Below are 23,196 nucleotides of genomic sequence, written 5' to 3'. Positions count from 1 at the left end.
TCAGGCGGCGGTGACGGTGTGCTGCCAGCCGTGCTCGTCGGCGACGCGCCCGTGCTGGATGTCGAGCAGCCGCTCGCGCAGCGCCATGGTCACCGCGCCGGGGGTGCCGTCGCCGACGGTGAAGTCGCCGGTGCGGGCCTTGACGTGGCCGACCGGGGTGATCACCGCGGCGGTGCCGCAGGCGAAGGTCTCGGTGATCGAGCCGTCGGCCACCCCGGCCCGCCACTCCTCGACCGAGAAGCGGCGCTCGGTGACCCGGTGCCCCAGCTCCTGGGCCACGGTGATCAGCGATTCGCGGGTGATGCCGGGCAGCAGGGTGCCGGTCAGCTCGGGGGTGACCAGCTCGGCGTCGGCGCCTGCACCGAGGACGAAGAACAGGTTCATCCCGCCCATCTCCTCGACGTACTTCTTCTCCGTCGCGTCGAGCCAGACGACCTGGTCGCAGCCCGCGGCGATGGCCTGCTCCTGGGCCAGCAGGCTGGCGGCGTAGTTGCCGGCGCACTTGACGTCGCCGGTGCCGCCGGGGGCGGCCCGGATGTAGTCCTCGGAGAGGTAGACCGACACCGGCTGGACGCCGCGCGGGAAGTAGGCGCCGGCCGGGCTGGCGATGACCACGAACAGGTACTCCGACGCCGGGCGGACGCCGAGGAACGGCTCGACGGCCAGCTGGTACGGGCGCAGGTACAGCGTCTGGTCCGGGCCGGTGGGCACCCAGTCGCGGTCGGCGTCGACGAGGGCGTCGACGGCGGCGAGGAAGCCCTCGGCGGGGACCGGCGGCATCGCCATGCGGACCGCACCGCGCGCCATCCGGGCGGCGTTCTGCTCGGGCCGGAAGACCGCGACCGAGCCGTCGGGCTGGGCGTAGGCCTTGAGGCCCTCGAAGATCGACTGCGCGTAGTGCAGGGCGGCGGTGCTGGGGTCGAGCTGGAGCGGGGCGTACCCGGTCAGCGTCGCCTCGGTCCAGCCCCGCCCGGCGACGTAGCGGGCCACGACCATGTGGTCGGTGAAGACCTTGCCGAAACCGGGGTCGGCCAGCAGCTGCTCGCGCTCGGCCACCGGGCGGCGGGTCGCCTGCTCCACCACCAGCGGCACACCCTCGGCGAAGGTGCGCGAGGAGGTGTGGCTGGGGCTGAGCGTGTCGGTCATGGCTCCCACTTCGAGTGTCCGGGACAGGCACCGGGCACGTGCCCGGCCCCCTGCACCCTAGACCCGCACCACGTCCCGGCCCGCCGGGTGCGACCTACGCTCGGGTGCATGTCACCTGCGGTCACACCATGGACGACGCCGCACGTGCGGCAGGTGCGGGTCCGGCTGCACGGCCACGACCTCTCCGCCCGGGTGGGCGGGACCGGAGGACCGGTCCTGCTGCTGGTGCACGGCCTCCTCGGCTCCGGCGCCAGCTTCGGCCCGGCGCTGGACCTGCTCGCCCGCGACCACCGTGTGGTGGCGCCGGACCTGATGGGCCACGGCGAGTCGGAGAAGCCCCCGGGCGACTACAGCCTGGGCGCCTTCGCGACCCAGGCCCGCGACCTGCTCACCGTGCTGGGGGCGTCGTCGGCGACCGTGGTCGGCCACAGCCTGGGCGGCGGGGTGGCCCTGCAGTTCGCCCACCAGTTCCCGGCGCTGGTGGAGCGGCTGGTGCTGGTCGACTCCGGCGGGCTGGGCCGCGACGTCTCCCCCGCCCTGCGCGCGGTGACCCTGCCGGGTGCGGAGTACGTGCTGCCGGCGGTGTTCAACCGGTGGACCCGGGCCGCGGGCCGGCAGGTGCTGCGGCCGCTGCAGCGCTGGACGCCGCCGGGCACCACCCAGGTGGTCAGCGGGCTGGACACCCTGGCCGACGCCGACGCGCGCGCCGCGTTCGTGCACACCGCCCGCGCGGTGCTGGACACCGGTGGGCAGCGGGTCAGCGCCGCCGACCGGGTCTACCTGGCCCGGGCGCTGCCGCTGCTGCTGGTGTGGGGCGGCGCCGACGCGGTCATCCCGGTGCGGCACGCGCACGAGCTGCACGCGCTGCTGCCGGGCAGCCGGCTGGAGGTCTTCCCCGGCGCCGGGCACTTCCCGCAGGTGGACGACCCGGGCCGCTTCGCCGCCGTCGTCACCGACTTCGTGACGACGACGGCGGACGACGTCCTGACGCCCGCGCAGCGGGAACGGCGGTGGGCCGACGCGGTGCGCGGGGCCAGCTCGGTGGCCGACGCCGCGGCGGTCAGCCCTTCGCCGACGCCTGCGTGACCACCTCGAAGGACCACACGTGCGACCCGGTGGCGGCCGGGGCCATCCCCGACCCGCCGCCGGAGTGGCCGCGGGCGAAGTCCTGCCCGTCCTGCCACGCCTGGAAGTCCTCCTCGCTGCGCCAGCGGGTGTAGACGAGGTAGGAGTCGGTGCCCTCGACCGGGCGCAGCAGCTCGAACCACTCGAACCCGTCGGAGGACTCCACGGCCCCGGCGCGGTTGGCGAAGCGGTCCTCGAGCCGCTCCCGGGCCTCGGCGGGCACGGTCAGCACGTTGATCTTCACGACGCTCATGCCCCTCCCCTGCCCCGCCGGTCCCCCGGCCACACCGCGTCGGGCACCATCGGCGCCGTGACCGAGCTGGCGCTGGCCGCCGCCGTGCTGGCCATGCTGGTCAACAGCGCCGCCTCCCTGCTGGAGGCCGAGGGCAGCCGGCGCGTGCGGCCGGGGCGGCCGCTGGCCACCCAGCCCCGCTACGTGGGCGGTCTGGTCCTCGACGGCCTCGGCTGGGTGCTCTCGGTCGTGGCGCTGCGGTCGCTGCCGGTGGTCACCGTGCAGTCGGTGCTCGCCGGGGCGGTCGCGGTGACGACGGTCGCCGGCCGGACCGGGCGGGTGCGCGACCTGCCGCGGCGGTCGTCCGCAGGGGTCCTCGCCGTCGTGGCCGGCCTGGTGCTCGTGGCCGCCGCGGCGCAGCCCGGGCGGCCGGCGGCGCTGCCCGCGGCCGCGGAGCCGGCGCTGCTGGCCGCCGCAGTGGTCGCGCTGCTCGCGCTCGAGCCGGTCCGCCGGTCGGGGACGGCGGTGGCCACCGCGGCCGCGGCGGGGCTGGCCTACGGCGGGGTGGCGCTGTCGGTGCGGGCGCTGCACGTGCGGTCGGCCGGGTGGGGGTCGGTGGCCGAGCTCGCCGCCGAGCCGCTGGCCTACGGCGTCCTGGCGCTCGGGGTGACCGGCACGCTGTGGACCGCCGCCGCCCTCCGCACGGGGGTCGTGGGCACGGTGACCGCGGTCCTGGCCACCACGCAGGTGGTGGTGCCCGGGCTCCTCGGGCTGGCCCTGCTCGGGGACCGGCTGCGGCCGGGCTGGGCGCCGGTGCTGGCGGTGGGGTTGACGCTCACCGTCGCCGGGGTCGTGCTGCTCGCCCGGGCGCCCCGGGCCCGCTGACGCCGTACGGTCCGGGCGTGGACCGACCCCGGGTGGTGCTGAGCCGGCGACTGCCGGACGCCGCGGTGCAGCTGCTGGCCGACGTCGCCGACGTGGTGCAGCCCCCGGTGGACCGGCCGCTGGGGGCAGCCGAGCTGCGGGCGGCGGTGGCCGGCGCCGACGCGCTGGTCTGCCTGCTGCTGGACCGGGTGGACGACGCCCTGCTGGACGCCGCCGGGCCGCAGCTGCGGGTGGTCGCGAACATCGCCGTCGGCTACGACAACGTCGACGTCGAGGCCTGCCGTCGCCGGGGCGTGCGGGTGACCAACACCCCCGGGGTGCTCACCGACGCGACCGCCGACCTGACCCTGGCCCTGCTGCTGGGCATCACCCGCCGGGTCGGCGAGGGCGACCGGCTGCTGCGCGCGGGCCGGTCGTGGGGCTGGGACCTGGACTTCATGCTCGGCACCGGCCTGCGCGGCGCCCGGCTGGGCCTGGTCGGCTACGGCGCGATCGGCCAGGCGGTGGCCCGCCGGGCGGCCGCGTTCGGGATGGAGGTCGCCTACGCCGCCCGCCGTCCCGCCGCCGACGGCGCCCCGCCCGCCGAGCACCTGCCGCTGGAGGAGCTGCTGGCCGGCTCCGACGTCGTGTCCCTGCACTGCCCGCTGACCCCGCAGACCCGGCACCTGGTGGACGCCGCGGCGCTGCGGTCGATGCGGGCCGGCGCCTACCTGGTGAACACCGCGCGCGGGCCGGTCGTCGACGAGGCCGCGCTGGTTGCGGCGCTGGAGGCCGGGGAGATCCGGGGCGCGGCGCTGGACGTGTTCGAGGACGAGCCCGCCGTCCACCCCGGCCTGGTGGGCCGCGACGACGTGCTGCTCACCCCGCACCTGGGCTCGGCGACCGTGCAGACGCGGGAGGCGATGGCGGTGCTGGCGGCCCGCAACGCCGCGGCGGTGCTGGGCGGGCAGGAGCCCCCGACGCCGGTCCGCTGAGCTCAGGCGGGGAAGCCCACCGAGACCCGGGCGGTGCGGCCGGCGTCCTCGACCAGGGCGACCAGCCGGCCGGCGGGGTCGACCGCGGCGTGCAGGCCCGGTGCGCCGGTGGCCACGACCCGCTTGCCGTGGCCGAGGTCGACGGCCTCCTCCGCGGTGACCCGGCGCTCGGGGAACACCGCGGTGGCCGCGGCGGTCAGCGGCACGAAGCCGGGACCGGCACCGGCCAGCAGCGCGGCCGCGGCGTCCTCGACGGGGCAGGCCACGGCCTGGTCGAAGGGGCCCGACCGGGTGCGGCGCAGCGCCGTGAGGTGCCCGCCGACGCCGAGGGCGGCCCCGGCGTCGCGGGCGATGGCCCGGATGTAGGTGCCGGTGGAGCAGACCACCTCGACGTCGGCGTCCACCAGGTCCGGGGCCGGCCGGCGGACGTCGAGCACGGCCAGGGAGTGCACGGTGACCGAGCGGGGGGCGAGCTCGACCTGCTCGCCGGCGCGCACCCGGTCGTAGGACCGCACCCCGCCGACCTTGACCGCGCTCACCGACGAGGGCACCTGCTGCAGCGGCCCGGTCTGCTCGGCGAGGGCCGCCCGCACCTGCTCGTCGGTGAGCCCGCCGGCCGGGGTGGTGGTGAGCACCTCGCCCTCGCGGTCGTCGGTGACCGTGGTCTGCCCGAACCGCACGGTGGCCGCGTAGGCCTTGTCGTCGCCCGCCAGGTGGCCGAGCAGCCGGGTGGCGGTGCCGACGCCGAGCACCAGCACGCCGGTGGCCATCGGGTCCAGGGTGCCGGCGTGGCCGACCTTGCGGACCGACAGCGCCCGCCGGGCCCGGGCCACCACGTCGTGGGAGGTCATGCCGGGCTGCTTGTCGACCACCAGCAGACCGGGCGGGACGTCGGCGTCGGGGCGGCGGGGGCTCACCGGACCACCGTGGCACGGGTCCACCGGTCGCCGGACACCCGGGCCAGCACGGCGACCAGCCGCAGCGCGATGAACAGCGTGAGGCCGGTCCAGACGCCGGGCAGGCCCCAGCCGAGGGGCACCGACAGCAGCGACAGCGGCACGAAGCCGACGAGCGCCGACCCGATGGTCACCGTGCGCAGGTAGCCGACGTCGCCGGCGCCCATGAGCACGCCGTCGAGGGCGAAGACGACGCCGGCCAGCGGCTGCACGAACGCGAGGAACCACCAGACGACGGCGGCCTGGCCGAGCACCGCGGGGTCGGCGGTGAACAGCGGTGCCACCACCGGCCGGGCCAGCAGCAGGACGACGGCGACCACCACGCCGGTGCCCAGGCCCCACCACACCACCCGGGCCGCGGCGGCGCGGGCGTCGGCCACCCGCCCGGCGCCCAGGGCCTGGCCGACCAGGGTCTGCGCGGCGACGGCGTAGGCGTCGAGCACCAGGGCGAGGAACAGCCACAGCTGCAGCGCGATCTGGTGCGCCCCCAGCTCGGCTGTGCTGGACCGGGCGACGACCGCCGCCGCCACCGCGAACGCGCCCTGCAGGACGGCGGCGCGCAGCAGCAGGTCCCGGCCGATGGTGAGCTGGGCGAGCACGGCGGGCAGCCGGGGCCGCAGCGGGACGCCCTCGCGGCGCAGCGCGGCCAGGAACAGCACCGCGGACACCGCCTGGCCGCACACGTTGGCCACCGCCGAGCCCTCGAGCCCGAGCCCCGCGGGGTAGACCAGCAGCGGGTTGAGCACCAGCGAGACCAGGCTCCCGGCGACCACGAACCGCACCGGCCGGCCGAGCTCGGCGACCCCGCGCAGCCAGCCGTTGCCGGCCAGCGCCACCAGCAGCAGCGGCAGGCCCAGGCAGGCCACCCGCAGCCAGCCCTCCGCGGCCTGCGCCACCGGCCCGTCGCCGCCGGCGAGCAGCCGGGTGAGCGGGCCCGCGGCGAGCTGGAGGCCCAGCACGCCGAGCAGGCCCAGCCCCAGCGCCAGCCAGGTGGCCTGCACGCCCTCGGCCACCGCGCCCGCCCGGTCCCCGGCGCCGGCCCGCCGCGCGGCGCGCGCCGTCGTCCCGTAGGCCAGGAAGTTCAGCAGCCCGGCGACCGGGGCGAGCAGGCCGCCGCCGACCGCGAGCCCGCCGAGCTCGACGGTGCCCAGGTGGCCGATGACCGCGGTGTCGACCAGCAGGTACAGCGGCTCGGCCGCCAGCACCACCAGCGCCGGCAGCGCGAGCGCGGGGACCGACCGGGTCACAACCGCTCGCGGATGGCGGCCAGGGTGGCGTCGCGGTCGAGGTGGGAGGTGAAGCCGGCGGCCATCCGGTGCCCGCCGCCGCCCAGCGCGATGGCCACGGCGGAGACGTCGGTGGCGCCGCGGGAGCGCAGCGACACGTTCCAGGCGCCGTCGGCGGTGCCCTTGAGCACGCAGGCGACGTCGGCCTCCTGCGCTGCGCGGACCACGTCGACCAGCGCCTCGAGCTGGTCGGCGGGCAGGCCGTGCGCGGCGGCCTCGGCGGTGGTGGCCCAGGTCCACACCAGGCCGTGGCCGGCGGGGTCCAGCTGCGCCCGGCCGGTGGCCAGGGACAGCAGCGAGAGCCAGCCGAAGGGGGCGGTGTCGAACAGCCGCTGGCTGATCCGGGCGTGGTCGATGCCGCGCTCGAGCAGCCGGGCGGCCAGGCCGTGGGTGGCCGGGGAGGTGTTGCCGAACCGGAAGGACCCGGTGTCGGCGGCCAGCCCGGCGTACAGGCAGGTCGCGAGGTCGGCGTCGAGTTCGACCTGCAGCCCGTCGAGCAGGTCGGCGACCAGCGCCACCGTGGCCGCGGCGTCGGGGTCGACGAGCTGCACGCCGCCGAAGCCGGGGTTGGAGGCGTGGTGGTCCACCACCAGGGACGCGGGGGCGGCGGTGAGGACCGGCCCGATCTCGCCGAGCCGGCGCAGGTCGGCGGCGTCCAGGCCCACCACCAGGTCGGGGTCGGCCGGGATCTCCGAGGCCGGCACCAGCCGGTCGGCGCCGGGCAGCCAGGCCAGCGACTCGGGCAGCACGAACGGGCCGGGGAAGGTCGCGGTCACCCGCGCCCCGCGCCGGCGCAGGCCCTCGGCGAGGGCGAGGGTGCTGCCGAGGGCGTCGGCGTCGGGCTGCACGTGCGCGCAGAGCACGACGACGGCGCCGTCGTCGGCCGCCCGGGTGAGGACGGCGACGGCGGCGGCCAGCGCGCCCTGCGGTGCCACCGGGTCAGTCGTCGGTGGGGCCGGGGTCGGCGTGCGGGACCTCGTCGGGCTCCTCCCCGGGCGACCCGCCAGCGACCGGGATGGCCGGGCCGCCGTCGGTGGGCTCGTCGGCGGCGATGGAGGCCGCGTTCGGGTCGCTGCCCGGGTCGGCGTCCCCGGCCTGGCCCGTGCGGCCGCCGGCCGTGGGGTCGCCGTCGGCGGGCTCCACGCGGCCGCCGAGGACCGCGGAGGCCTCGGTGCCGTCGCCGGGGTCGACCGCCTCGGTGCCGGGCTGCTGGGTCATCGCACGCTCCCCTGGTGGTCCTCGGCCAGCACGTCGTCGTCCTGGTCGTCGTGCTCGTCGCCGTCGTCGTCCTCGTCGTCGGTGTCGACGGCGGGCTTGCGGTAAGGGTCGGCGTCGCCGGCGTAGGCGGCGCCGGCCCGGGCGCGGGCGAGCTCCTCGTCGGCCTGCCGGGCGCGCTCGAGGGCCTCGTCCAGCTCGCGGGCGGTCTCGGGCACCGCGTCGGCGACGAAGGTCAGCGTCGGCACGAACTTGATGCCGGTCTGCTTGCCGACGGTCGACCGCAGCACGCCGGTGGCGCTGGCCAGGGCGGCCGCGGAGTCGGCAGCGGCCTCGGCGTCGCCGTAGACGGTGTAGAAGAGCGTGGCCTCGCGCAGGTCGCTGGTCACCCGCGAGTCGGTGATGGTGACCATCCCCAGCCGCGGGTCCTTGATCTGCATCTCGATGGTGGCGGAGACGATCTGGCGGATGCGCACCGCCAGCCGTCGTGCCCGGGCAGCGTCGGCCATCGGGTCCCCCTGCGGGTCGTCGGGTCAGGAATCGTCGGAGCTGAGCAGCTGGCGGTGCACCGACAGCAGCGTCAGCTCCGGCCGCTCGGCGAGCAACCGCTCGCAGGCGTCGAGGACCTCGCCCACCTGGGCGGCATCCCCGGCGACGGTGGCGACGCCGACCTGCACGCGCCGGTGCAGGTCGGTGTCGCCGACCTCGGCCGCGGCCACCGCGTAGCGGCGCCGCAGCTCGGCCACGACGGGCCGCACGAGCGAACGCTTCTCCTTGAGGGAGTGGACGTCGCCCAGGAGCAGGTCGGCGGTCAACGCACCGGTGAACACCGGCCCATCATCCGCCGACCTGCTGCCTGCGTCAGGTGCGGGGCTTCTCGCGCAGCTCGAAGGTCTCGATCACGTCGTCGACCTTGATGTCGTTGAACGACCCCAGGCCGATACCGCACTCGTAGCCCTCGCGGACCTCGGTCGCGTCGTCCTTGAAGCGGCGCAGCGAGTCCACCGACAGGTTGTCGGCGACGACCGCGCCGTCGCGGATGAGCCGGGCCTTGCTGTTGCGCACGATCGTGCCGCTGCGCACCAGCGAACCCGCGACGTTGCCGATGCGGGGCACCCGGAAGACCTCGCGGACCTCCGCCGTGCCCAGCTGCACCTCTTCGAACTCGGGCTTGAGCATGCCCTTGAGCGCGGCCTCGATCTCCTCGATGGCCTGGTAGATCACCGAGTAGTAGCGCACGTCGACGCCCTCGCGGTTGGCGAGCTCGGTGGCCTGCCCCTCGGCCCGGACGTTGAAGCCCAGGACGATGACGTCGTCGGCCAGCGCCAGGTCGATGTCGCTCTTGGTGATGCCGCCGACGCCGCGGTGGATGACCCGCAGCGACAGGTCGTCGCTCACCTCGATCTTCATCAGGGCCTCCTCCAGCGCCTCCACGGTGCCGGAGTTGTCGCCCTTGATGATCAGGTTGAGCTCGCGGCTCTCCTTCAGGGCGGCGTCGAGGTCCTCCAGGCTGATCCGCTTGCGCGCCTGCGCGTTCTGCGCGTTGCGGATGCGGGCCTGGCGGCGGTCGGCGATCTGCCGGGCGGTGCGGTCCTCCTCGACGACGAGGAAGGTGTCGCCGGCGCGGGGCACCGAGGTGAGACCCACGACCTGCACGGGGCGGGCCGGCAGGGCCTCCTTCAGCTTGTTGCCGTGCTCGTCGAGCAGCGACCGGACGCGCCCGTAGGCGTCGCCGGCCACGATCGAGTCGCCCTGGCGCAGCGTGCCGCGCTGGACCAGCACCGTGGCGACGGGGCCCCGGCCCTTGTCCAGCTTGCCCTCGATGACCACACCCTGCGGGTCCTGCTCGGTGTTCGCGCGCAGGTCGAGGCTGGCGTCGGCGGTCAGCAGCACCGCGGCCTCGAGCTCCTCGAGGCCCTGGCGCGTGGTGGCCGAGACGTCGACGAACATCGTCTCGCCGCCGTACTCCTCGGCGACCAGGCCGTACTCGGTGAGCTGCTGGCGGATCTTGGCGGGGTTGGCCCCCTCCTTGTCGATCTTGTTCACCGCGACCACGATCGGCACCTCGGCCGCCTGGGCGTGGTTGAGCGCCTCCACCGTCTGCGGCATGACGCCGTCGTCGGCGGCCACGACCAGCACCACGATGTCGGTGACCTTCGCGCCACGGGCACGCATCGCGGTGAACGACTCGTGGCCCGGGGTGTCGATGAAGGTGATCGGCCGCTCGACGCCGTCCAGCTCGGTGACGATCTGGTAGGCGCCGATGTGCTGGGTGATGCCACCGGCCTCCTTGGCCACCACGTTGGTGTGGCGCAGGGCGTCCAGCAGCTTGGTCTTGCCGTGGTCGACGTGACCCATGACCGTGACCACCGGCGGGCGGGCGCTCCAGTCGTCCTCGTCGCCCTCCTCGTCGCCGAAGGTGAGGTCGAAGGTCTCCAGGAGCTCGCGGTCCTCGTCCTCGGGGCTGACGACCTGGATGTCCCAGTCGATCTCGGCGCCGAGCAGCTGCAGCGTCTCGTCGTTGACCGACTGCGTTGCGGTGACCATCTCGCCCAGGTGGAACAGGGCGGTCACCAGCGCGGCCGGCTGGGCGCCGATGCGCTCGGCCAGGTCGGTCAGCGACGCACCGCGCGGGAGCCGCACGGTCTGGCCGTTGCCGCGGGGGAGGCTGACGCCACCCATCGACGGCGCGGCCATGGAGTCGAACTCCTGACGCCTCTGCTTCTTGCTCTTGCGCCCGCGGACCGGACCGCGACCGCCGGGACGCCCGAAGGCACCGGCGGTGCCGGCACCCGAGCCACCGCGGCCGCGACCGCGACCGCCACCACCGGGGCGGAAACCGCCCGCGGGGGCACCGCCGCCGCCACCGGGGCCGCCGCCACCGGGACGGAAGCCGCCGCCACCGGGGGCACCCGGGCGGCCACGGCCACCGGGGGCACCGGGACGACCGGCCGCGCGACCGGGCATCATGCCCGGGCTCGGCCGCTGCGGCATCATGCCCGGGTTCGGGCGCGGACCGCCGGGGCCCGCCGCCGGGCGGGGACCGCCGGGGCCGGCCGCCGGACGCGGGCCGCCGGGGCCCGCCGCGGGACGGGGACCGCCGGCGCCCGGGCCGGGACGGGGACCGCCCTGGCCGGGAGCACCCTGCCCGGGCGCGCCGCCGGGGGCGCCGCCGCCGGGCCGCGGGGCGGCCGGGCGCGGAGCGCTGGAGAAGGGGTTGTTGCCCGGCCGCGGGGCCGGACGGGGGCCGGGGCGCGGACCGCCCTGGCCGGGAGCCGAGCCGCCGGGGGCGGCCGGGCGCGGGGCACCCGGGCGGGGTGCGCCCGGACGCGGCTGGGCCGGCGCGGAGGGCGCCTGCGCAGCGGGGGCCTGCGGAGCCGGGGCGGCCGGGGCGGCCGGGGCCTGGGCGGCCGGCGCCTGCGGAGCCGGGCGCGGACCGGGCCGCGGGGCGGAACCGCCGGGACGGCCGACCGGGCGGGGGCCCGGTGCCGGGGTCGCCGCGGGGGCGTTCGGGGCGGCGGGGGCACTGGCCGCCGGCGCGGCCGGGGCCTGCGCGGCGGGGGCCTGCGGGGCCGGCGCCGGGGCAGCCGGGCGCGGGGCCGGCTTCGGGGCGCTGGGGGCGGGGGCGCCCGAGGACCCGTAGGCCTCGCGCAGCCGCCGGGCGACGGGCGCCTCGACGGTGGACGATGCGGACTTCACGAACTCGCCCTGCTCCTTGAGCTTGGCGAGCACGGCCTTGCTGTCGATGCCGAGCTCCTTGGCGAGCTCGTGCACGCGGGCTTTGCCTGGCACTGGTCTCCTCACGGGGTGAGGCCGGCGGCTGGCCCGCGCGACCTCGTCGTCAGTGGTACATGGTCATCGGTGCGACTTCACGGGTGGGTCATCCGAGGTCGTCCTGCTCTCGACGAGCGGACCGGCCGGGTGCCGGTCCGACGGTTGGTGCTGGTGCTGCGGTGGTGCGGGCCGCGCCGGGGAGCCGTCGGGTGACGGGGTGGCGACGTGGTCCTCGAGCTGGTCGGTCCCCAGCGGGGCGCTGCTGCGCAGTGCCCGCGGGAAGGCCCGACGCCGGACCGCTGCCCGCACGCAGTCCGGGGTGGGGTGCACGGAGGCGCCCCGTCCGGGCAGCCGACGGGCGGGGTCCGGCACCAGCCGGGACTCCCGCACGACGACGCGCAGCAGTTCGGTGACCGGAGCGCGTTGCCGGCACCCCACACAGGTGCGGACCGGGATCGGCGAGGCGGCCATCGAGCAGTCTAGCGCGCCGACGGCCCGCGGTGCTCCGGCCGGCGGGCACCGGGCCGCGCACCGCCCCGCGGCGGCGGCCCCGCCGGGGTACCGGCCGGGCGCGGGGCCGAGCGCAGCGGGGCGCGACCCTCCCCCGGCGACACGGTGTCGGGCGTCTCGGGCTGGGCGTCGCTGCGGATGTCGATGCGGCAGCCGGTCAGCCGGGCGGCGAGGCGAGCGTTCTGGCCCTCCTTGCCGATGGCCAGCGACAGCTGGTAGTCCGGCACGACCACGCGCACCGCGCGGGCGGAGGCGTCGACGACCCGCGCGCTGCTGACCCGGGCCGGGGACAGCGCGTTGGCCACGAAGGTCGCCTCGTCCTCGGACCAGTCGACGATGTCGATCTTCTCGCCGTGCAGCTCGCCCATCACGTTGCGCACCCGCTGGCCCATCGGGCCGATGCAGGCGCCCTTGGCGTTCAGCCCCGGGACGGCGGTGCGGACGGCGATCTTGGAGCGGTGCCCGGCCTCGCGCGCCACCGCGACGATCTCGACGCTGCCGTCGGCGATCTCGGGCACCTCGAGGGCGAACAGCTTGCGCACCAGGTTGGGGTGGCTGCGCGAGACGGTGACCTGCGGGCCGCGGTAGGTGCGGGCCACCGAGACCACGTAGGCCTTCAGCCGGCTGCCGTGCGGGTACACCTCGCCGGGCACCTGCTCGGTGGCCGGCAGGTTGGCCTCCACCTTGCCGATGTCGACCAGCACGGTGCCCTCGTTGTTGCGGCGCTCGTGGGCCTGCACGACACCGCCGACGATGTCGCCCTCCTTGCCCGCGTACTCGCCGAACGTCTGCTCGTGCTCGGCGTCGCGCAACCGCTGCACGATGACCTGCTTGGCGGTGCTGGCCGCGATCCGGCCGAAGTCGGTGGGGGTGTCGTCCCACTCGTGCACGACCTCGCCGTCCTCGCCCAGCTCCTGGGCCAGCACGACGACCTCGCCGCTCTTGCGGTCGATCTGCACCCGGACGTGCTTGGCGGCGCCGTCGGCGTGCCGGTAGGCGGTGACCAGCGCGGTCTCGATCGCCTGCAGCACGGTGTCGGTCGGGATGCCCTTCTCGCGCTCGACCGCCTTGAGGGCGGTCACGTCGATGTTCACTGTTCTCCTTCTGCTGCGTCGAGCTCGACGTCGAGGCCGTCGTCGTCGAGGTCGTCGGTGTCGTCGTCGGGGCCCTCCTCGGGGCCCTCGTGGACCAGGTGCGCGTCGCGGTGGCCGGCCGGGCGGTTGAACTCGACCTGCACGCGGCCCTCCCCGAGCTCGGCCCAGGTCAGCGTGCGGTTGCCGGCGGGCTTGCGGACCTGGCCCTTCTTGGCCCCGCCCTTCTCCACCGCCAGCACCACGCCGTCGTCGTCGACCGAGACGACCCGGCCGACGAGCTGCTCCCCGCCCACGGTGGCGGTGACCAGGCGGCCGACGTTGCGGCGCCAGTGCCGGGGCAGGGTCAGCGGGCGGTCCACCCCGGGGCTGCTGACCTCCAGGACGTAGGGCGACCGGCCCAGGTCGTCGTCCTCGGCGTCGAGGACGTCGGACAGCGCGCGGCTGACCTCGGCCACGTCGTCCAGGCTGACCCCGCTGTCGCGGTCGACGACCACCCGGACGACGACGCGGTTGCCCGCCGCCCGGACGTCGAGGTCCTCGAGGTCGTAGCCGGCGTCGCCGACCACCGGGGCGAACCAGGCGGTCAGCCGCTCGGCGGCGACCGGTCCGGAGCGGGAGCCGGGGGACGTGGACACCAGGGGCCTCCTCGGGCGGGTCGAGCGGGATGGTCGGGCGGGTCGGCCGGCGCACCCGGGCAGGCGCCGGGGGCGCCGAGCGGTCGCGGCGTGCGCGACGCGGACGCCCACGGTACCGCCCGCGGCCGGGTCACCGGCCCGGCGGGCGCGCCCACCGGCAGCTCAGCTGCCAGGATGTGGCCGATGTCCACCCGCCCCGCCCGACCGGTCGCCGCGGGGGCGTTCCCCCGCCGGTCGCTGCTGGTCGCGGCCGGGGCGCTCCCGCTGCTCGGGGCGCTGGCCGCCTGCACCGACCCGCCGCCCGGTGCCGACGCGGTGACCCCGCAGCAGGAGGACCGGCTGGCCGGCCAGGTGGCGGTGCAGACGGAGCTGGTGGCTGCGGTGGACGCGGTCCTGGCCGCCGCCCCGGACCTCGCCGCGGCCGTCCCGGCGGTGCTCGACCAGTGCCGGGACCAGCTGCGGCGGCTGCAGGAGGCGGCGCCGTCGGTGACCGGCTCCCCCACCACGACCTCCGGGTCGGGCACCGCCTCCCCCGCCCCGGCCGCACCGGTCGCCGACCCGCGGGCCGAGCTGCGCACCCGGCTCACCACCGCCGCCGACTCGCACGCCGCGGCCTGCCTGGACTTCACCGGCGCCCGGGCCGCCCTGCTGGGCAGCATCGCGGCCGGGCTGCGCGGCCAGCTGGTGGTGCTGGCGTGACCGCCCCTTCGAGCACCACTCCCCCGGGCACCGCCGGCCCCGCCGCACCCACGCCGGCGGAGGCCGGGTCGGCGCGCGCCGAGACCGCCGCGCTGCAGGACGCGCTGGCCGCCGAGCACGTCGCGGTCTGGGGCTACGGCACCGTCGGGGCCGCCCTGGCCGGGGAGGACCGCACCCCCGTGGCCGTCGCCGTCGAGGCGCACCGCGACCTGCGCGACCAGCTGGCGGCCCTGGTCGCCGACCGCGGCGCCGAGCCGGTGCCGACCCTGGCCGCCTACCAGCTGCCCTTCCCCGTGCTCTCGGCCGTGGACGCCGCGCGGCTGGCCGCGCAGCTGGAGGACGGGACGACCGCGGCGTGGGTCTGGGTGCTCGACCAGGCCGCCGACCGGGCCGTGCGCGAGCTGGCCGTCGGCGCCGCCTCGGCGGCCGAGGTGCGGGCGGTGCCCTGGCGCTCCCGGGCCGGCAGCACCCCGGCCACGACGGCGACGCCCGGCCTCTGAGCCCGGGCTGCGTGCCCGCTGTGCGGGCCCCAGGATCGGTGGCATGACCACCGAGCCCGGGGCCGGGCCCACCGACGACCCGCTCGCCGCGCAGGAACCGGGGCGGCGCTTCCCCACCGCGGGCGGGGCGCTGCCGATGCCGGGGACCGCGGACCTGCCCGAGCCGCGCCCGCTGCGCAAGGTGCTGGGTCCGGGGGTCATCGGCGCCGGCATCGGCCTGGCCTCGGGCGAGTTCGTGCTCTACCCCTACATCGCCAGCGAGGTCGGGCTGTCCTTCCTGTGGGCGGCGTTCGTCGGGGTGACCCTGCAGCTGTTCATCAACATGGAGATCGAGCGCTACACCCTGGCCACCGGGGAGACCGCGCTGACCGGGTTCTCCCGGCTGTGGCGGCACTGGGGCCTGGTGTTCGGCCTGCTGACGATCCTGGCCAACCTCTGGCCGGGCTGGGCGACCAGTTCGGCGACCGTGCTCACCTACGCGGTGGGCGGGGGCAGCGTCACCCTCATCGCGCTGCTCATGCTGGCCTCCATCGGCCTGGTGCTGACCCTGTCGCCGGTGGTCTACACCGCCGTCGAGCGGGTCGAGTTCGTCAAGGTCGGCGCCGTGCTGGCGTTCGTCGTCATCGCCTTCGTCGCGGTGGTCGGCGCCGACGACGTCGCCGAGACCCGTCGGGTGGTGACCGACTTCGGGTCGGTGCCCAGCCAGCTCGGCCTCGCCCTGGTGCTGGGTGCGCTCGCCTTCGCCGGGGGCGGCGGGGGGCAGAACCTGGTGCAGAGCAACTGGATCCGCGACAAGGGCTTCGGCATGGGTGCCCGCATCCCGCGGCTGGTCTCCCCCGTCACCGGCGAGGACCAGGCGAAGCCCTCCACGGGTTTCCTCTTCCCCGCGACGGAGGAGAACCTGCGGCGCTGGAAGGGGTGGTGGCGGGTCGCCAACACCGAGCAGCTGGTCAGCTTCTGGTTCCTCACCTGGCTGACCATCTCGGCCACCTCGGTGATCGCCTACGCGACCGTGTTCGGCCAGGACACCCCCGGCAACGACATCAGCTTCCTGCAGGTCGAGGGGCAGGTGCTCGCCGACACCGTGGGCAGCTGGTTCGGCACCTTCTTCTGGTGGATCGGCGCGGTGTCGCTGTACGCCGCGGCCCTGGGCATCTGCGACTACACCGCGCGGCTGGTCGCCGACACCGTCAAGGTCACCTACCTGGCCGGGTCCCAGCGGTGGAGCGAGAGCCGGATCTACTCGACGGTGGTCTGGGGCCTGCTGGTGGTCGGCGCCGTCGTCCTCCTGTCGGGCTTCGACCAGCCGCTGGTGCTGCTGGTGATCAGCTCGGTGGTCGGCGGGTTCATGATGTTCGTCTACTCGATCCTGCTCATCCGGCTCAACCGCACGGCGCTGCCCGGGCCGGTCCGGGTGCGCGGCTACCGGCTCGGCGTGATGGTGCTGGCCGTCGTGGTGTTCGGCGGGATCTCCGCGGTCATCATCGGCAACCAGGTCCTGAACCCCGGCGGCTAGGCGCTACCCGGACAGCCCGGACAGGAAGGCGTCGGTGACCGCGACGGCGACGCTGCTGGACTGCCCCGCCTCGACCAGGACGGCGAAGGCGATGTCGCCCTGCGGGCCGCCGAGCTGGTAGCCCATGAACCAGCCGTGCGAGTCCGGCGGCACGTTCGACCCGAACTCGGCGGTGCCGGTCTTGCCGTACACCTCACCCTGGTCGCCCAGCGCGCGGGCGGTGCCGGTGAGCACCACCTGCCGCATCATCGGCCGCAGCTGGTCCAGCACCGCCTGCCCCGGCCCGGCGGGGGCCGCGCCGGCGGCGGGTGCCCCGACCACCTCGACCGGCGCGGCCGGCGTGCCGCTGGCGATCCCGGCCGCGACCAGCGCAAGCTGCGCGGGGCTCATGAGCACCTCGCCCTGGCCGATCGCGTCGGCCGCCTCGGTCGTGCCGGTGCTGCTCGCCGGCACTGCGCCTGCGAAGATGCCGACCGGCAGCTGCCAGTCGGTGCCCACGCCGTAGCCGGCCGCCGCGGCCGAGAGCGCGCCGTCGGGCAGGGTGAGCGCCTGCTGGATGAAGGTCGTGTTGCACGACTGCGCGAAGGCCTCGGTGAGGGACACGGTGCCGAGGTCGAACTGGTCCTCGTTCTCGAACTCGCGGCCGTCGACCGTGGTGGTGCCCGGGCAGGGCACCGGGGTGTCGGGGGTGACGGTGCCGGCGCCCAGCAGCGCGGTGGCCGTGATCGTCTTCATGCTGGAGCCGGGCGGGAACTGCCCGCTCAGCGCGTTGCCGGGGTTCGCCGCCTCGTTGGAGCTGACGGCCAGGATCTCTCCCGTGCCCGGCCGGACGACGACCAGGTGGGTGGCCAGCGACTGGCCGGCCACCGCGGCGTCGGCGGCGTTCTGGATCGCGGGCACCAGCGGGGTCTGCACCGGGCTGCCGGGCACCGGGTCGACCGTGCCGACGACCGTGCCGGTGTCGCCGGTGGTGGTGTCCAGGCTGACCACGCTGACGGTGAACCCGGCGGTGCCGGCCAGCTGCTCCTGGTAGGCCCGCTGCAGCCCGGACAGGCCCAGCTGGTCGCCGCCGGCGTAGAGCGGCAGGCCGTCCTCGCCGGTGGTCTCCTCCAGCACCTCGGCGGTGGCGTCGCCGACCCGGCCCAGCAGGGCGGCCCCGAAGCGGGCGGTGGGGGCCAGCAACCGGGTGGAGGTCGGGAAGACCGCGCCGGGCAGGTCGAACACCTGGGCACGGATGGCCTCGAAGGCGTCGCGGCGCAGCGTGATGACCGGGACGAACTGACCCTCGCCGGCGGCCTCGACGTCGGCGGTGATGGTGGCCGGGTCGACGCCGGTGGCCGCGCCGAGCGCCGCGGCCAGCGACGGCAGGTCGGTGACCTGCGCCTTGTCGACGCCGACGTTCACCACCTCGGTCTCGGTGAACAGCGGCGCACCGGTGGCGTCGGTGATCGGGGCCCGCTCGGGCAGCGACCGGCCCAGCTGCAGGTGCTGGCCCTCCCCCAGCTCCGGGTGCACCACGGTGGGCTCGGCGACGACCTGCCACGGGGCGTCGCCGTCGGCGCGGCGCAGGTCGAGGGTGCCGTCGTAGGTCCAGTCGGGGGCGGCGGCGAGGTCCCAGGTCGCCGTCCACGTGGCGGTGGCGGTGGTGTCGCCGTCGCCGCCGACGGCGACCTCGCCGAGGTCGGCGGTCAGCGTGGCGTCGGGCAGGTCCTCGGCGGTCTGCTGCAGCAGCGTGGTTGCCGCCGCGGCGTCGTCGGTGTCGCCGGCGGCGGACTCGAGGTCACCGCCGGTCCAGGCGTCCAGGAAGGCCTGCGCTGCGGCGCGGGCACCGTCGGCCGGGTCGTCGGAGCTGCACGCCGACAGCACCGGGCCGGCCAGCACGACCGACGCCACCAGCAGGACAGCACCCCGTGATCTGCGCACACCGGCACCTTGGCACAGGACCCCGACAGGACGGTGGACGCCTCAGAACAGGATCGAGGCGTAGGTGCCCACGTCGCGGAACCCGACCCGCTGGTACGCCGCCCGGGCCGGGGCGTTGAAGTCGTTGACGTACAGGCTGACCACCGGCGCGATCGACCGGCGGGCGTACTCCACCACGGCGGCGGTGCCGGTCTGGCCGATGCCCTTGCCGCGGTGGGCCGGGGCCACCCAGACGCCCTGCACCTGGCAGGCGGCCCGCGACACCGCGCCCACCTCGGCCTTGAACACCACCTCGGGGCCACCGGGGCCGTCCTCGATCCAGGCCAGCGACTGCCCGGCCCGGACCAGCTCGGTGACCCGGGCCCGGTAGCCGGCCCCGCCGTCGACCCGCAGCGGGCTGACCCCGACCTCCTCGGTGAACATGGCGACCGCGGCGGGCAGCAGCGTCTCCAGCTGGGCCAGCCGGACCGGGCGCACCCGGGGCTCGGCGGCGACCAGCGGCGGGCCGTCGATGGCCAGCAGCGGCTGCCGGGGGCGGACGTCGCGGGCCGGGCCCCAGTGCGGCTCCAGCCGCTCCCACAGCGGGGCCACCGCGGCGACCGGGCCGACGATGGTCGAGCAGCGCCGGCCGGCCCGCCGGGCGCGGTCGGCGAAGGCGCGGGCGGCCTCGGCCTCGCAGCCGGGCCGGGTGAAGGGGATGAGGTTCGCCCCCGCCAGGCACACCGCGTCCAGCCTGCCGTCGCCGTCCAGGCCCCACAGCGGGGCGCCGAGGGAGGCCGGGTCGGTGCCGTGGGTCTCGACCCGGCCGGCCAGCATGCAGGTGGCCACCGGGTCGGTGGCCAGCAGCTGCCGCACCGCCCGCTCGTCGGCGGCCCCGAGCACCCGCGCCGCGCGGGCGCCCAGCACGGTCACCGGGTCAGGAGACGGTGACGGTGGGCGCCCCGGAGGTCACGCCCTCGTCGGCCTGCTGCTCGGCGATCCGGAACGCCTCCTCGATGAGCGTCTCCACGATCTGGGACTCGGGGACGGTCTTGATGACCTCGCCCTTGACGAAGATCTGGCCCTTGCCGTTGCCCGAGGCCACGCCCAGGTCGGCCTCGCGGGCCTCGCCGGGGCCGTTGACGACGCAGCCCATGACGGCCACGCGCAGCGGGATCTCCATGCCCTCCAGGCCCGCGGTGACCTCGTCGGCGAGCTTGTAGACGTCGACCTGGGCCCGACCGCAGGACGGGCAGGACACGATCTCCAGCCGGCGCGGCTTGAGGTTGAGCGACTCCAGGATCTGCAGGCCGACCTTGACCTCCTCGACCGGCGGCGCGGACAGCGAGACCCGGATGGTGTCGCCGATGCCCTGCGACAGCAGCGCGCCGAAGGCGACGGCGGACTTGATGGTGCCCTGGAAGGCGGGGCCGGCCTCGGTGACGCCCAGGTGCAGCGGGTAGTCGCACTGCGCGGCGAGCAGCTCGTAGGCGCGGACCATGACCACCGGGTCGTTGTGCTTGACCGAGATCTTGATGTCGCGGAAGTCGTGCTCCTCGAACAGCGAGCACTCCCACAGCGCGGACTCCACCAGCGCCTCGGGCGTGGCCTTGCCGTACTTCTCCAGCAGCCGCTTGTCCAGCGAGCCGGCGTTGACCCCGATCCGGATCGGGGTGCCGTGCTCCTTGGCCGCCCTGGCGATGTCGCCGACCTTGTCGTCGAACTTCTTGATGTTGCCCGGGTTGACCCGGACGGCGGCGCAGCCGGCCTCGATCGCGGCGAAGACGTAGCGCGGCTGGAAGTGGATGTCGGCGATGACCGGGATCTGCGACTTCTTGGCGATGACCGGCAGCGCCTCGGCGTCGTCGGTGTCGGGGACGGCGACCCGGACGATCTGGCAGCCCGACGCGGTCAGCTCGGCGATCTGCTGGAGGGTGGCGTTGATGTCGGCGGTCTTGGTGGTGCACATCGACTGCACGCTGACCGGGGAGTCGCTCCCGACCCCGACGCCGCCGACGTCGAGCTGCCGCGTCTTCCGGCGCGGGGCCAGGACGGGCGGGGGCGGGGCAGGCATGCCGAGGTTGACGCTCACGACTCCATTGTCCCCCACCTGGGCGGCCTACTGCAGCGTGATCGGGTTGACCACGTCGGCCACCAGCAGCAGTGCCGACAGCGCGATGAACAGGCCGGCGACCACGTAGGCCACCGGCATGAGCCGGGCGATGTCGAAGGGGCCGGGGTCGGCCTTGCCGCGCCAGCGGGCGACGGTGGAGCGGGCCTTCTCGTAGAGCGCCCCGGCCACGTGCCCGCCGTCCAGCGGGTAGATCGGCAGCAGGTTGAACAGGAACAGCACCAGGTTGACGCTGGCCAGCAGGCCCAGGAAGAAGCTCAGCTTCTCCAGCCCGCTGAACTGGCTCAGGGAGAACACCTCGCCGGAGATGCGGCCCACCCCGACGATGCCGATCGGGCCGTTCTCGTCGCGCTCGTCACCGAGGAACGCGGCGCCGAACAGCGCCGGGATGCGCTCGGGGATCTCCAGCAGCCGGTCCACGGAGTTGGCCACGATGTTGCCGAAGTAGGAGGGCACCTCGGTGATCGACTGCCGGGCCAGGGTGCCGGCGGGGCTCACGCCGAGGTAGCCCGCGCTGACGGTGCCCTCGCCGTCCAGGCTGGCCACGGTGTTCGGGATGGGGGTGACCGTGACCTGCTGCTCCGCGCCGTCCCGCAGCACGGTGAGGGTCAACGGCTGGTCCGGCGAGGCGCGGACCGCGGTCTGCACCTGGGTCCAGGAGTCCCAGGCGGTGGGGTCCAGCTCCCGGCCGTCGATGGCGGTGATGGTGTCGCCGGGCTGCAACCCGGCCTCGGCGGCGGGGCTCTGCGCGGGGACGGCGCAGTCCGCCGTCCCCTCCTCGCAGACCTGGCCCTGCTGCGGGCCGGTGGTGACCAGCGGGGTCCCGCAGCGCTGCTCGTCGGTGTAGTCGTCGGTGAGGGTCGCGGCGTTGGAGGGCAGCACGCAGGCCGGCACGGACGCCAGGGTGGTGGTGAGCACCTGGGTGCCGATGGTGGTCAGCGTCAGGGTGAACAGCACGACGGCCAGGAGCAGGTTGTGCAGCGGCCCGGCCGACATGACCACGACCCGCTGCCACCAGGGCTTCCTGTAGAAGACGCGGTCGCCGTCGGTGGGCAGCACGTCGTTGAGCGCCGCCCCGCGGACCTCGGCGATGAAGCTGCGCATCCGGGTGGCGCGCGTGCTCTCGCCCTCCTCGGCCGGCGGGATCATGCCGACGATGCGGATGTAGCCGCCCAGCGGGATCCACTTGACGCCGTACTCGGTCTCCCCGCGGCGCCGGGAGAACAGGGTGGGCCCGAAGCCGACCATGAACTGCGGCACCCGCATGCCGAACTTCCGGGCCCAGTAGAAGTGCCCGAACTCGTGGAAGCCGATGGAGAACAGCAGCCCGAGGAAGAACGCGACGATCCCGAGGACGGTCAGCAGGATCGTGCTCAGGGTCAGCCTCCGGCGATCGCGGCGCGGGCGTGCTCCCGGGCCCACCTCTCGGCGGCCAGCACGTCCTCGACGGCGGTGGGGACGCCGAGGTCCGGCGCCGCGTCGAGGGTACGCGCGATCGTCTGCACGATCCCTGGGAACCGCAGGTGCCCCGCCAGGAAGGCGGCCACCGCCTCCTCGTTGGCCGCGTTGTACATCGCCGGGACGACGCCCCCGGCCTCCCCCGCCTGCCGCGCCAGCCGCACCGAGGGGAAGGCCTCGTCGTCCAGCGGGGCGAACTCCCACGCCGACGCCGCCGTCCAGTCCAGGGCGGGCTGCACGTGGGGCAGCCGGTCGGGCCAGCCCAGCGCCAGCGCGATCGGCAGCCGCATGTCCGGCGGGCTGGCCTGGGCGATCGTGGCGCCGTCGACGAAGGTGACCATCGAGTGCACGATCGACTGCGGGTGGACGACGACGTCGATCTCGGCGTAGGGGACGCCGAAGAGCAGGTGCGCCTCGATGACCTCCAGGCCCTTGTTCACCAGCGTCGAGCTGTTGACGGTCACCACCGGGCCCATCGCCCAGGTCGGGTGGGCCAGCGCCTGCTCGACCGTGACGTCGGCCAGCTCGTCGGCCGACCGGCCGCGGAAGGGCCCCCCGCTGGCGGTGAGCACCAGCCGGGCCACCTCTCCCCGGGCACCGCTGCGCAGGCACTGCGCCAGCGCGGAGTGCTCGGAGTCCACCGCCAGCAGCTGCCCCGGGGCCGCGGCCGCGGTGACCAGGGCGCCGCCGGCGACGAGGGACTCCTTGTTGGCCAGCGCCACGGTCCGCCCGGCGTGCAGGGCGGCCAGGGTGGGGCCCAGCCCGATCGAGCCGGTGATGCCGTTGAGGACGACGTCGGCCGGCCGGGCGGCGAGCTCCTCGGCGGCGCGCGGGCCGGCCAGGATCTCGGGGAGCCGGTAGCGGCCCTCGGACCAGCCGCGCTGCTGGGCGGCCGCGTAGAAGGCCAGTTGCAGGTCCTGCGCGGCGGTGGCCCGGGCGACGGCGACGGTGTCGACCCCGAGGGTCAGGGCCTGCTCGGCGAGCAGCGCGACGTCCGAGCCGCCGGCGGCCAGGCCGGTGATCCGCAGCCGGTCGGGGTTGGCCGCCACGACCTGCAGGGCCTGGGTGCCGATGGAGCCGGTGGACCCCAGGACGGTGACCGTGCGGGGCTCGCTCATGCACCCATCCAAGCCGACCCGTCGTGCTGCCGCGTGCGCC

General features: G+C 75.9%; 23 protein-coding genes. 6 read left to right on the top strand and 17 right to left on the bottom strand.

Annotated elements, in window-relative coordinates; translation table 11 throughout:
• Complete coding sequence (locus tag BM158_RS07770; protein ID WP_091556019.1) at window positions 1-1,146, bottom strand: branched-chain amino acid aminotransferase; 1,146 nt, start codon at window positions 1,144-1,146, stop codon at window positions 1-3.
• Window positions 1,147-1,254: 108 nt separating this feature from the next.
• On the opposite strand from BM158_RS07770, the gene BM158_RS07765 reads away from it, so the two are divergent.
• Window positions 1,255-2,232, top strand: a complete 978-nt coding sequence (locus tag BM158_RS07765) for an alpha/beta fold hydrolase (protein ID WP_091556017.1) — start codon at window positions 1,255-1,257, stop codon at window positions 2,230-2,232.
• Here BM158_RS07765 and BM158_RS07760 read toward each other — a convergent pair.
• Entirely contained in the window at window positions 2,207-2,524 is a 318-nt protein-coding gene (locus BM158_RS07760; protein WP_091556016.1) for an antibiotic biosynthesis monooxygenase family protein, read from the bottom strand. The genes BM158_RS07765 and BM158_RS07760 overlap by 26 nt on opposite strands.
• A gap of 57 nt (window positions 2,525-2,581) precedes the next feature.
• Here BM158_RS07760 and BM158_RS07755 point away from each other — a divergent pair, with 57 nt between their 5' ends.
• A complete protein-coding gene (locus BM158_RS07755; RefSeq protein ID WP_091556014.1) occupies window positions 2,582-3,388 on the top strand; it encodes a hypothetical protein in 807 nt (268 codons plus the stop codon).
• A gap of 17 nt (window positions 3,389-3,405) precedes the next feature.
• The gene (locus tag BM158_RS07750) at window positions 3,406-4,362 is read left to right on the top strand and encodes a 2-hydroxyacid dehydrogenase (RefSeq protein ID WP_091556012.1); all 957 of its coding nucleotides are present in this window, start codon (window positions 3,406-3,408) and stop codon (window positions 4,360-4,362) included.
• A 2-nt stretch (window positions 4,363-4,364) separates the two neighbouring features.
• Here BM158_RS07750 and truB read toward each other — a convergent pair whose 3' ends face one another.
• From truB to rimP, 10 genes are all read right to left on the bottom strand, one after another.
• Window positions 4,365-5,279: a tRNA pseudouridine(55) synthase TruB gene (gene truB / locus BM158_RS07745; RefSeq protein ID WP_091556009.1), complete on the bottom strand. Its 915-nt coding sequence runs from the start codon at window positions 5,277-5,279 to the stop codon at window positions 4,365-4,367.
• Window positions 5,276-6,565: an MATE family efflux transporter gene (locus tag BM158_RS07740; RefSeq protein WP_091556007.1), complete on the bottom strand. Its 1,290-nt coding sequence runs from the start codon at window positions 6,563-6,565 to the stop codon at window positions 5,276-5,278. Before BM158_RS07740 ends, truB begins: the two co-directional genes overlap by 4 nt.
• On the bottom strand, window positions 6,562-7,539 hold the full coding sequence (locus BM158_RS07735) for a DHH family phosphoesterase (protein WP_091556004.1): 978 nt from the start codon (window positions 7,537-7,539) through the stop codon (window positions 6,562-6,564). The genes BM158_RS07740 and BM158_RS07735 overlap by 4 nt, the downstream gene beginning before the upstream one ends.
• A gap of 4 nt (window positions 7,540-7,543) precedes the next feature.
• Window positions 7,544-7,822, bottom strand: coding sequence for a hypothetical protein (locus BM158_RS07730; RefSeq protein ID WP_191328786.1), 279 nt, complete (start codon window positions 7,820-7,822; stop codon window positions 7,544-7,546).
• Window positions 7,819-8,328, bottom strand: a complete 510-nt coding sequence (gene rbfA, locus BM158_RS07725) for a 30S ribosome-binding factor RbfA (protein ID WP_091556001.1) — start codon at window positions 8,326-8,328, stop codon at window positions 7,819-7,821. Before rbfA ends, BM158_RS07730 begins: the two co-directional genes overlap by 4 nt.
• 24 nt (window positions 8,329-8,352) lie before the next feature.
• On the bottom strand, window positions 8,353-8,649 hold the full coding sequence (locus BM158_RS07720; protein ID WP_091556000.1) for a DUF503 domain-containing protein: 297 nt from the start codon (window positions 8,647-8,649) through the stop codon (window positions 8,353-8,355).
• Between the two features lie 31 nt (window positions 8,650-8,680).
• Window positions 8,681-11,611, bottom strand: coding sequence for a translation initiation factor IF-2 (infB, locus tag BM158_RS22665; RefSeq protein WP_091555998.1), 2,931 nt, complete (start codon window positions 11,609-11,611; stop codon window positions 8,681-8,683).
• A gap of 63 nt (window positions 11,612-11,674) precedes the next feature.
• Window positions 11,675-12,064: a YlxR family protein gene (locus BM158_RS07710; protein ID WP_091555997.1), complete on the bottom strand. Its 390-nt coding sequence runs from the start codon at window positions 12,062-12,064 to the stop codon at window positions 11,675-11,677.
• Window positions 12,065-12,072: 8 nt separating this feature from the next.
• Window positions 12,073-13,197, bottom strand: a complete 1,125-nt coding sequence (gene nusA / locus BM158_RS07705; RefSeq protein ID WP_091555995.1) for a transcription termination factor NusA — start codon at window positions 13,195-13,197, stop codon at window positions 12,073-12,075.
• Window positions 13,194-13,832, bottom strand: a complete 639-nt coding sequence (gene rimP / locus BM158_RS07700; protein WP_207506225.1) for a ribosome maturation factor RimP — start codon at window positions 13,830-13,832, stop codon at window positions 13,194-13,196. The genes nusA and rimP overlap by 4 nt, the downstream gene beginning before the upstream one ends.
• Before the next feature lie 183 nt (window positions 13,833-14,015).
• Here rimP and BM158_RS07695 point away from each other — a divergent pair, with 183 nt between their 5' ends.
• The 3 genes from BM158_RS07695 to BM158_RS07685 are packed head-to-tail and all read left to right on the top strand — an operon-like array spanning window position 14,016 to window position 16,547.
• Entirely contained in the window at window positions 14,016-14,531 is a 516-nt protein-coding gene (locus BM158_RS07695) for a hypothetical protein (RefSeq protein WP_091555993.1), read from the top strand.
• Window positions 14,528-15,031, top strand: coding sequence for a ferritin-like domain-containing protein (locus BM158_RS07690; protein ID WP_091555991.1), 504 nt, complete (start codon window positions 14,528-14,530; stop codon window positions 15,029-15,031). Before BM158_RS07695 ends, BM158_RS07690 begins: the two co-directional genes overlap by 4 nt.
• 43 nt (window positions 15,032-15,074) lie before the next feature.
• The gene (locus tag BM158_RS07685) at window positions 15,075-16,547 is read left to right on the top strand and encodes an Nramp family divalent metal transporter (RefSeq protein ID WP_229827573.1); all 1,473 of its coding nucleotides are present in this window, start codon (window positions 15,075-15,077) and stop codon (window positions 16,545-16,547) included.
• Between the two features lie 3 nt (window positions 16,548-16,550).
• Here BM158_RS07685 and BM158_RS07680 read toward each other — a convergent pair whose 3' ends face one another.
• Genes BM158_RS07680 through dxr form a run of 5 tightly spaced genes read right to left on the bottom strand, consistent with a single transcriptional unit; the run spans window position 16,551 to window position 23,156 of the window.
• On the bottom strand, window positions 16,551-18,470 hold the full coding sequence (locus BM158_RS07680) for a penicillin-binding transpeptidase domain-containing protein (RefSeq protein ID WP_229827574.1): 1,920 nt from the start codon (window positions 18,468-18,470) through the stop codon (window positions 16,551-16,553).
• A gap of 42 nt (window positions 18,471-18,512) precedes the next feature.
• On the bottom strand, window positions 18,513-19,382 hold the full coding sequence (locus BM158_RS07675) for a GNAT family N-acetyltransferase (RefSeq protein ID WP_229827575.1): 870 nt from the start codon (window positions 19,380-19,382) through the stop codon (window positions 18,513-18,515).
• A 4-nt stretch (window positions 19,383-19,386) separates the two neighbouring features.
• Window positions 19,387-20,541: a flavodoxin-dependent (E)-4-hydroxy-3-methylbut-2-enyl-diphosphate synthase gene (gene ispG / locus BM158_RS07670; protein ID WP_165628849.1), complete on the bottom strand. Its 1,155-nt coding sequence runs from the start codon at window positions 20,539-20,541 to the stop codon at window positions 19,387-19,389.
• 27 nt (window positions 20,542-20,568) lie between these two features.
• Window positions 20,569-22,002, bottom strand: a complete 1,434-nt coding sequence (locus BM158_RS07665; protein WP_229827576.1) for a M50 family metallopeptidase — start codon at window positions 22,000-22,002, stop codon at window positions 20,569-20,571.
• Window positions 21,960-23,156: a 1-deoxy-D-xylulose-5-phosphate reductoisomerase gene (dxr, locus tag BM158_RS07660; protein WP_091555990.1), complete on the bottom strand. Its 1,197-nt coding sequence runs from the start codon at window positions 23,154-23,156 to the stop codon at window positions 21,960-21,962. The genes BM158_RS07665 and dxr overlap by 43 nt, the downstream gene beginning before the upstream one ends.
• Window positions 23,157-23,196: the final 40 nt, after the last annotated feature.

The sequence above is a fragment of the Klenkia taihuensis genome (assembly GCF_900112525.1).
GTDB lineage: Bacteria > Actinomycetota > Actinomycetes > Mycobacteriales > Geodermatophilaceae > Klenkia > Klenkia taihuensis.
Note: the sequence above shows the minus strand (reverse complement) of the source record. Positions and strands in the feature narration are given on the sequence as shown.

What these genes read in the sequence shown, in the direction of transcription:
- BM158_RS07770 (WP_091556019.1), bottom strand. Translation starts at nt 1,146, where the DNA reads ATGACCGACACGCTCAGCCCCAGCCACACCTCCTCGCGCACCTTCGCC.
- BM158_RS07765 (WP_091556017.1), top strand. Translation starts at nt 1,255, where the DNA reads ATGTCACCTGCGGTCACACCATGGACGACGCCGCACGTGCGGCAGGTG.
- BM158_RS07760 (WP_091556016.1), bottom strand. Translation starts at nt 2,524, where the DNA reads ATGAGCGTCGTGAAGATCAACGTGCTGACCGTGCCCGCCGAGGCCCGG.
- BM158_RS07730 (WP_191328786.1), bottom strand. Translation starts at nt 7,822, where the DNA reads ATGACCCAGCAGCCCGGCACCGAGGCGGTCGACCCCGGCGACGGCACC.
- rbfA (WP_091556001.1), bottom strand. Translation starts at nt 8,328, where the DNA reads ATGGCCGACGCTGCCCGGGCACGACGGCTGGCGGTGCGCATCCGCCAG.
- BM158_RS07710 (WP_091555997.1), bottom strand. Translation starts at nt 12,064, where the DNA reads ATGGCCGCCTCGCCGATCCCGGTCCGCACCTGTGTGGGGTGCCGGCAA.
- BM158_RS07695 (WP_091555993.1), top strand. Translation starts at nt 14,016, where the DNA reads ATGTCCACCCGCCCCGCCCGACCGGTCGCCGCGGGGGCGTTCCCCCGC.
- BM158_RS07685 (WP_229827573.1), top strand. Translation starts at nt 15,075, where the DNA reads ATGACCACCGAGCCCGGGGCCGGGCCCACCGACGACCCGCTCGCCGCG.
- dxr (WP_091555990.1), bottom strand. Translation starts at nt 23,156, where the DNA reads ATGAGCGAGCCCCGCACGGTCACCGTCCTGGGGTCCACCGGCTCCATC.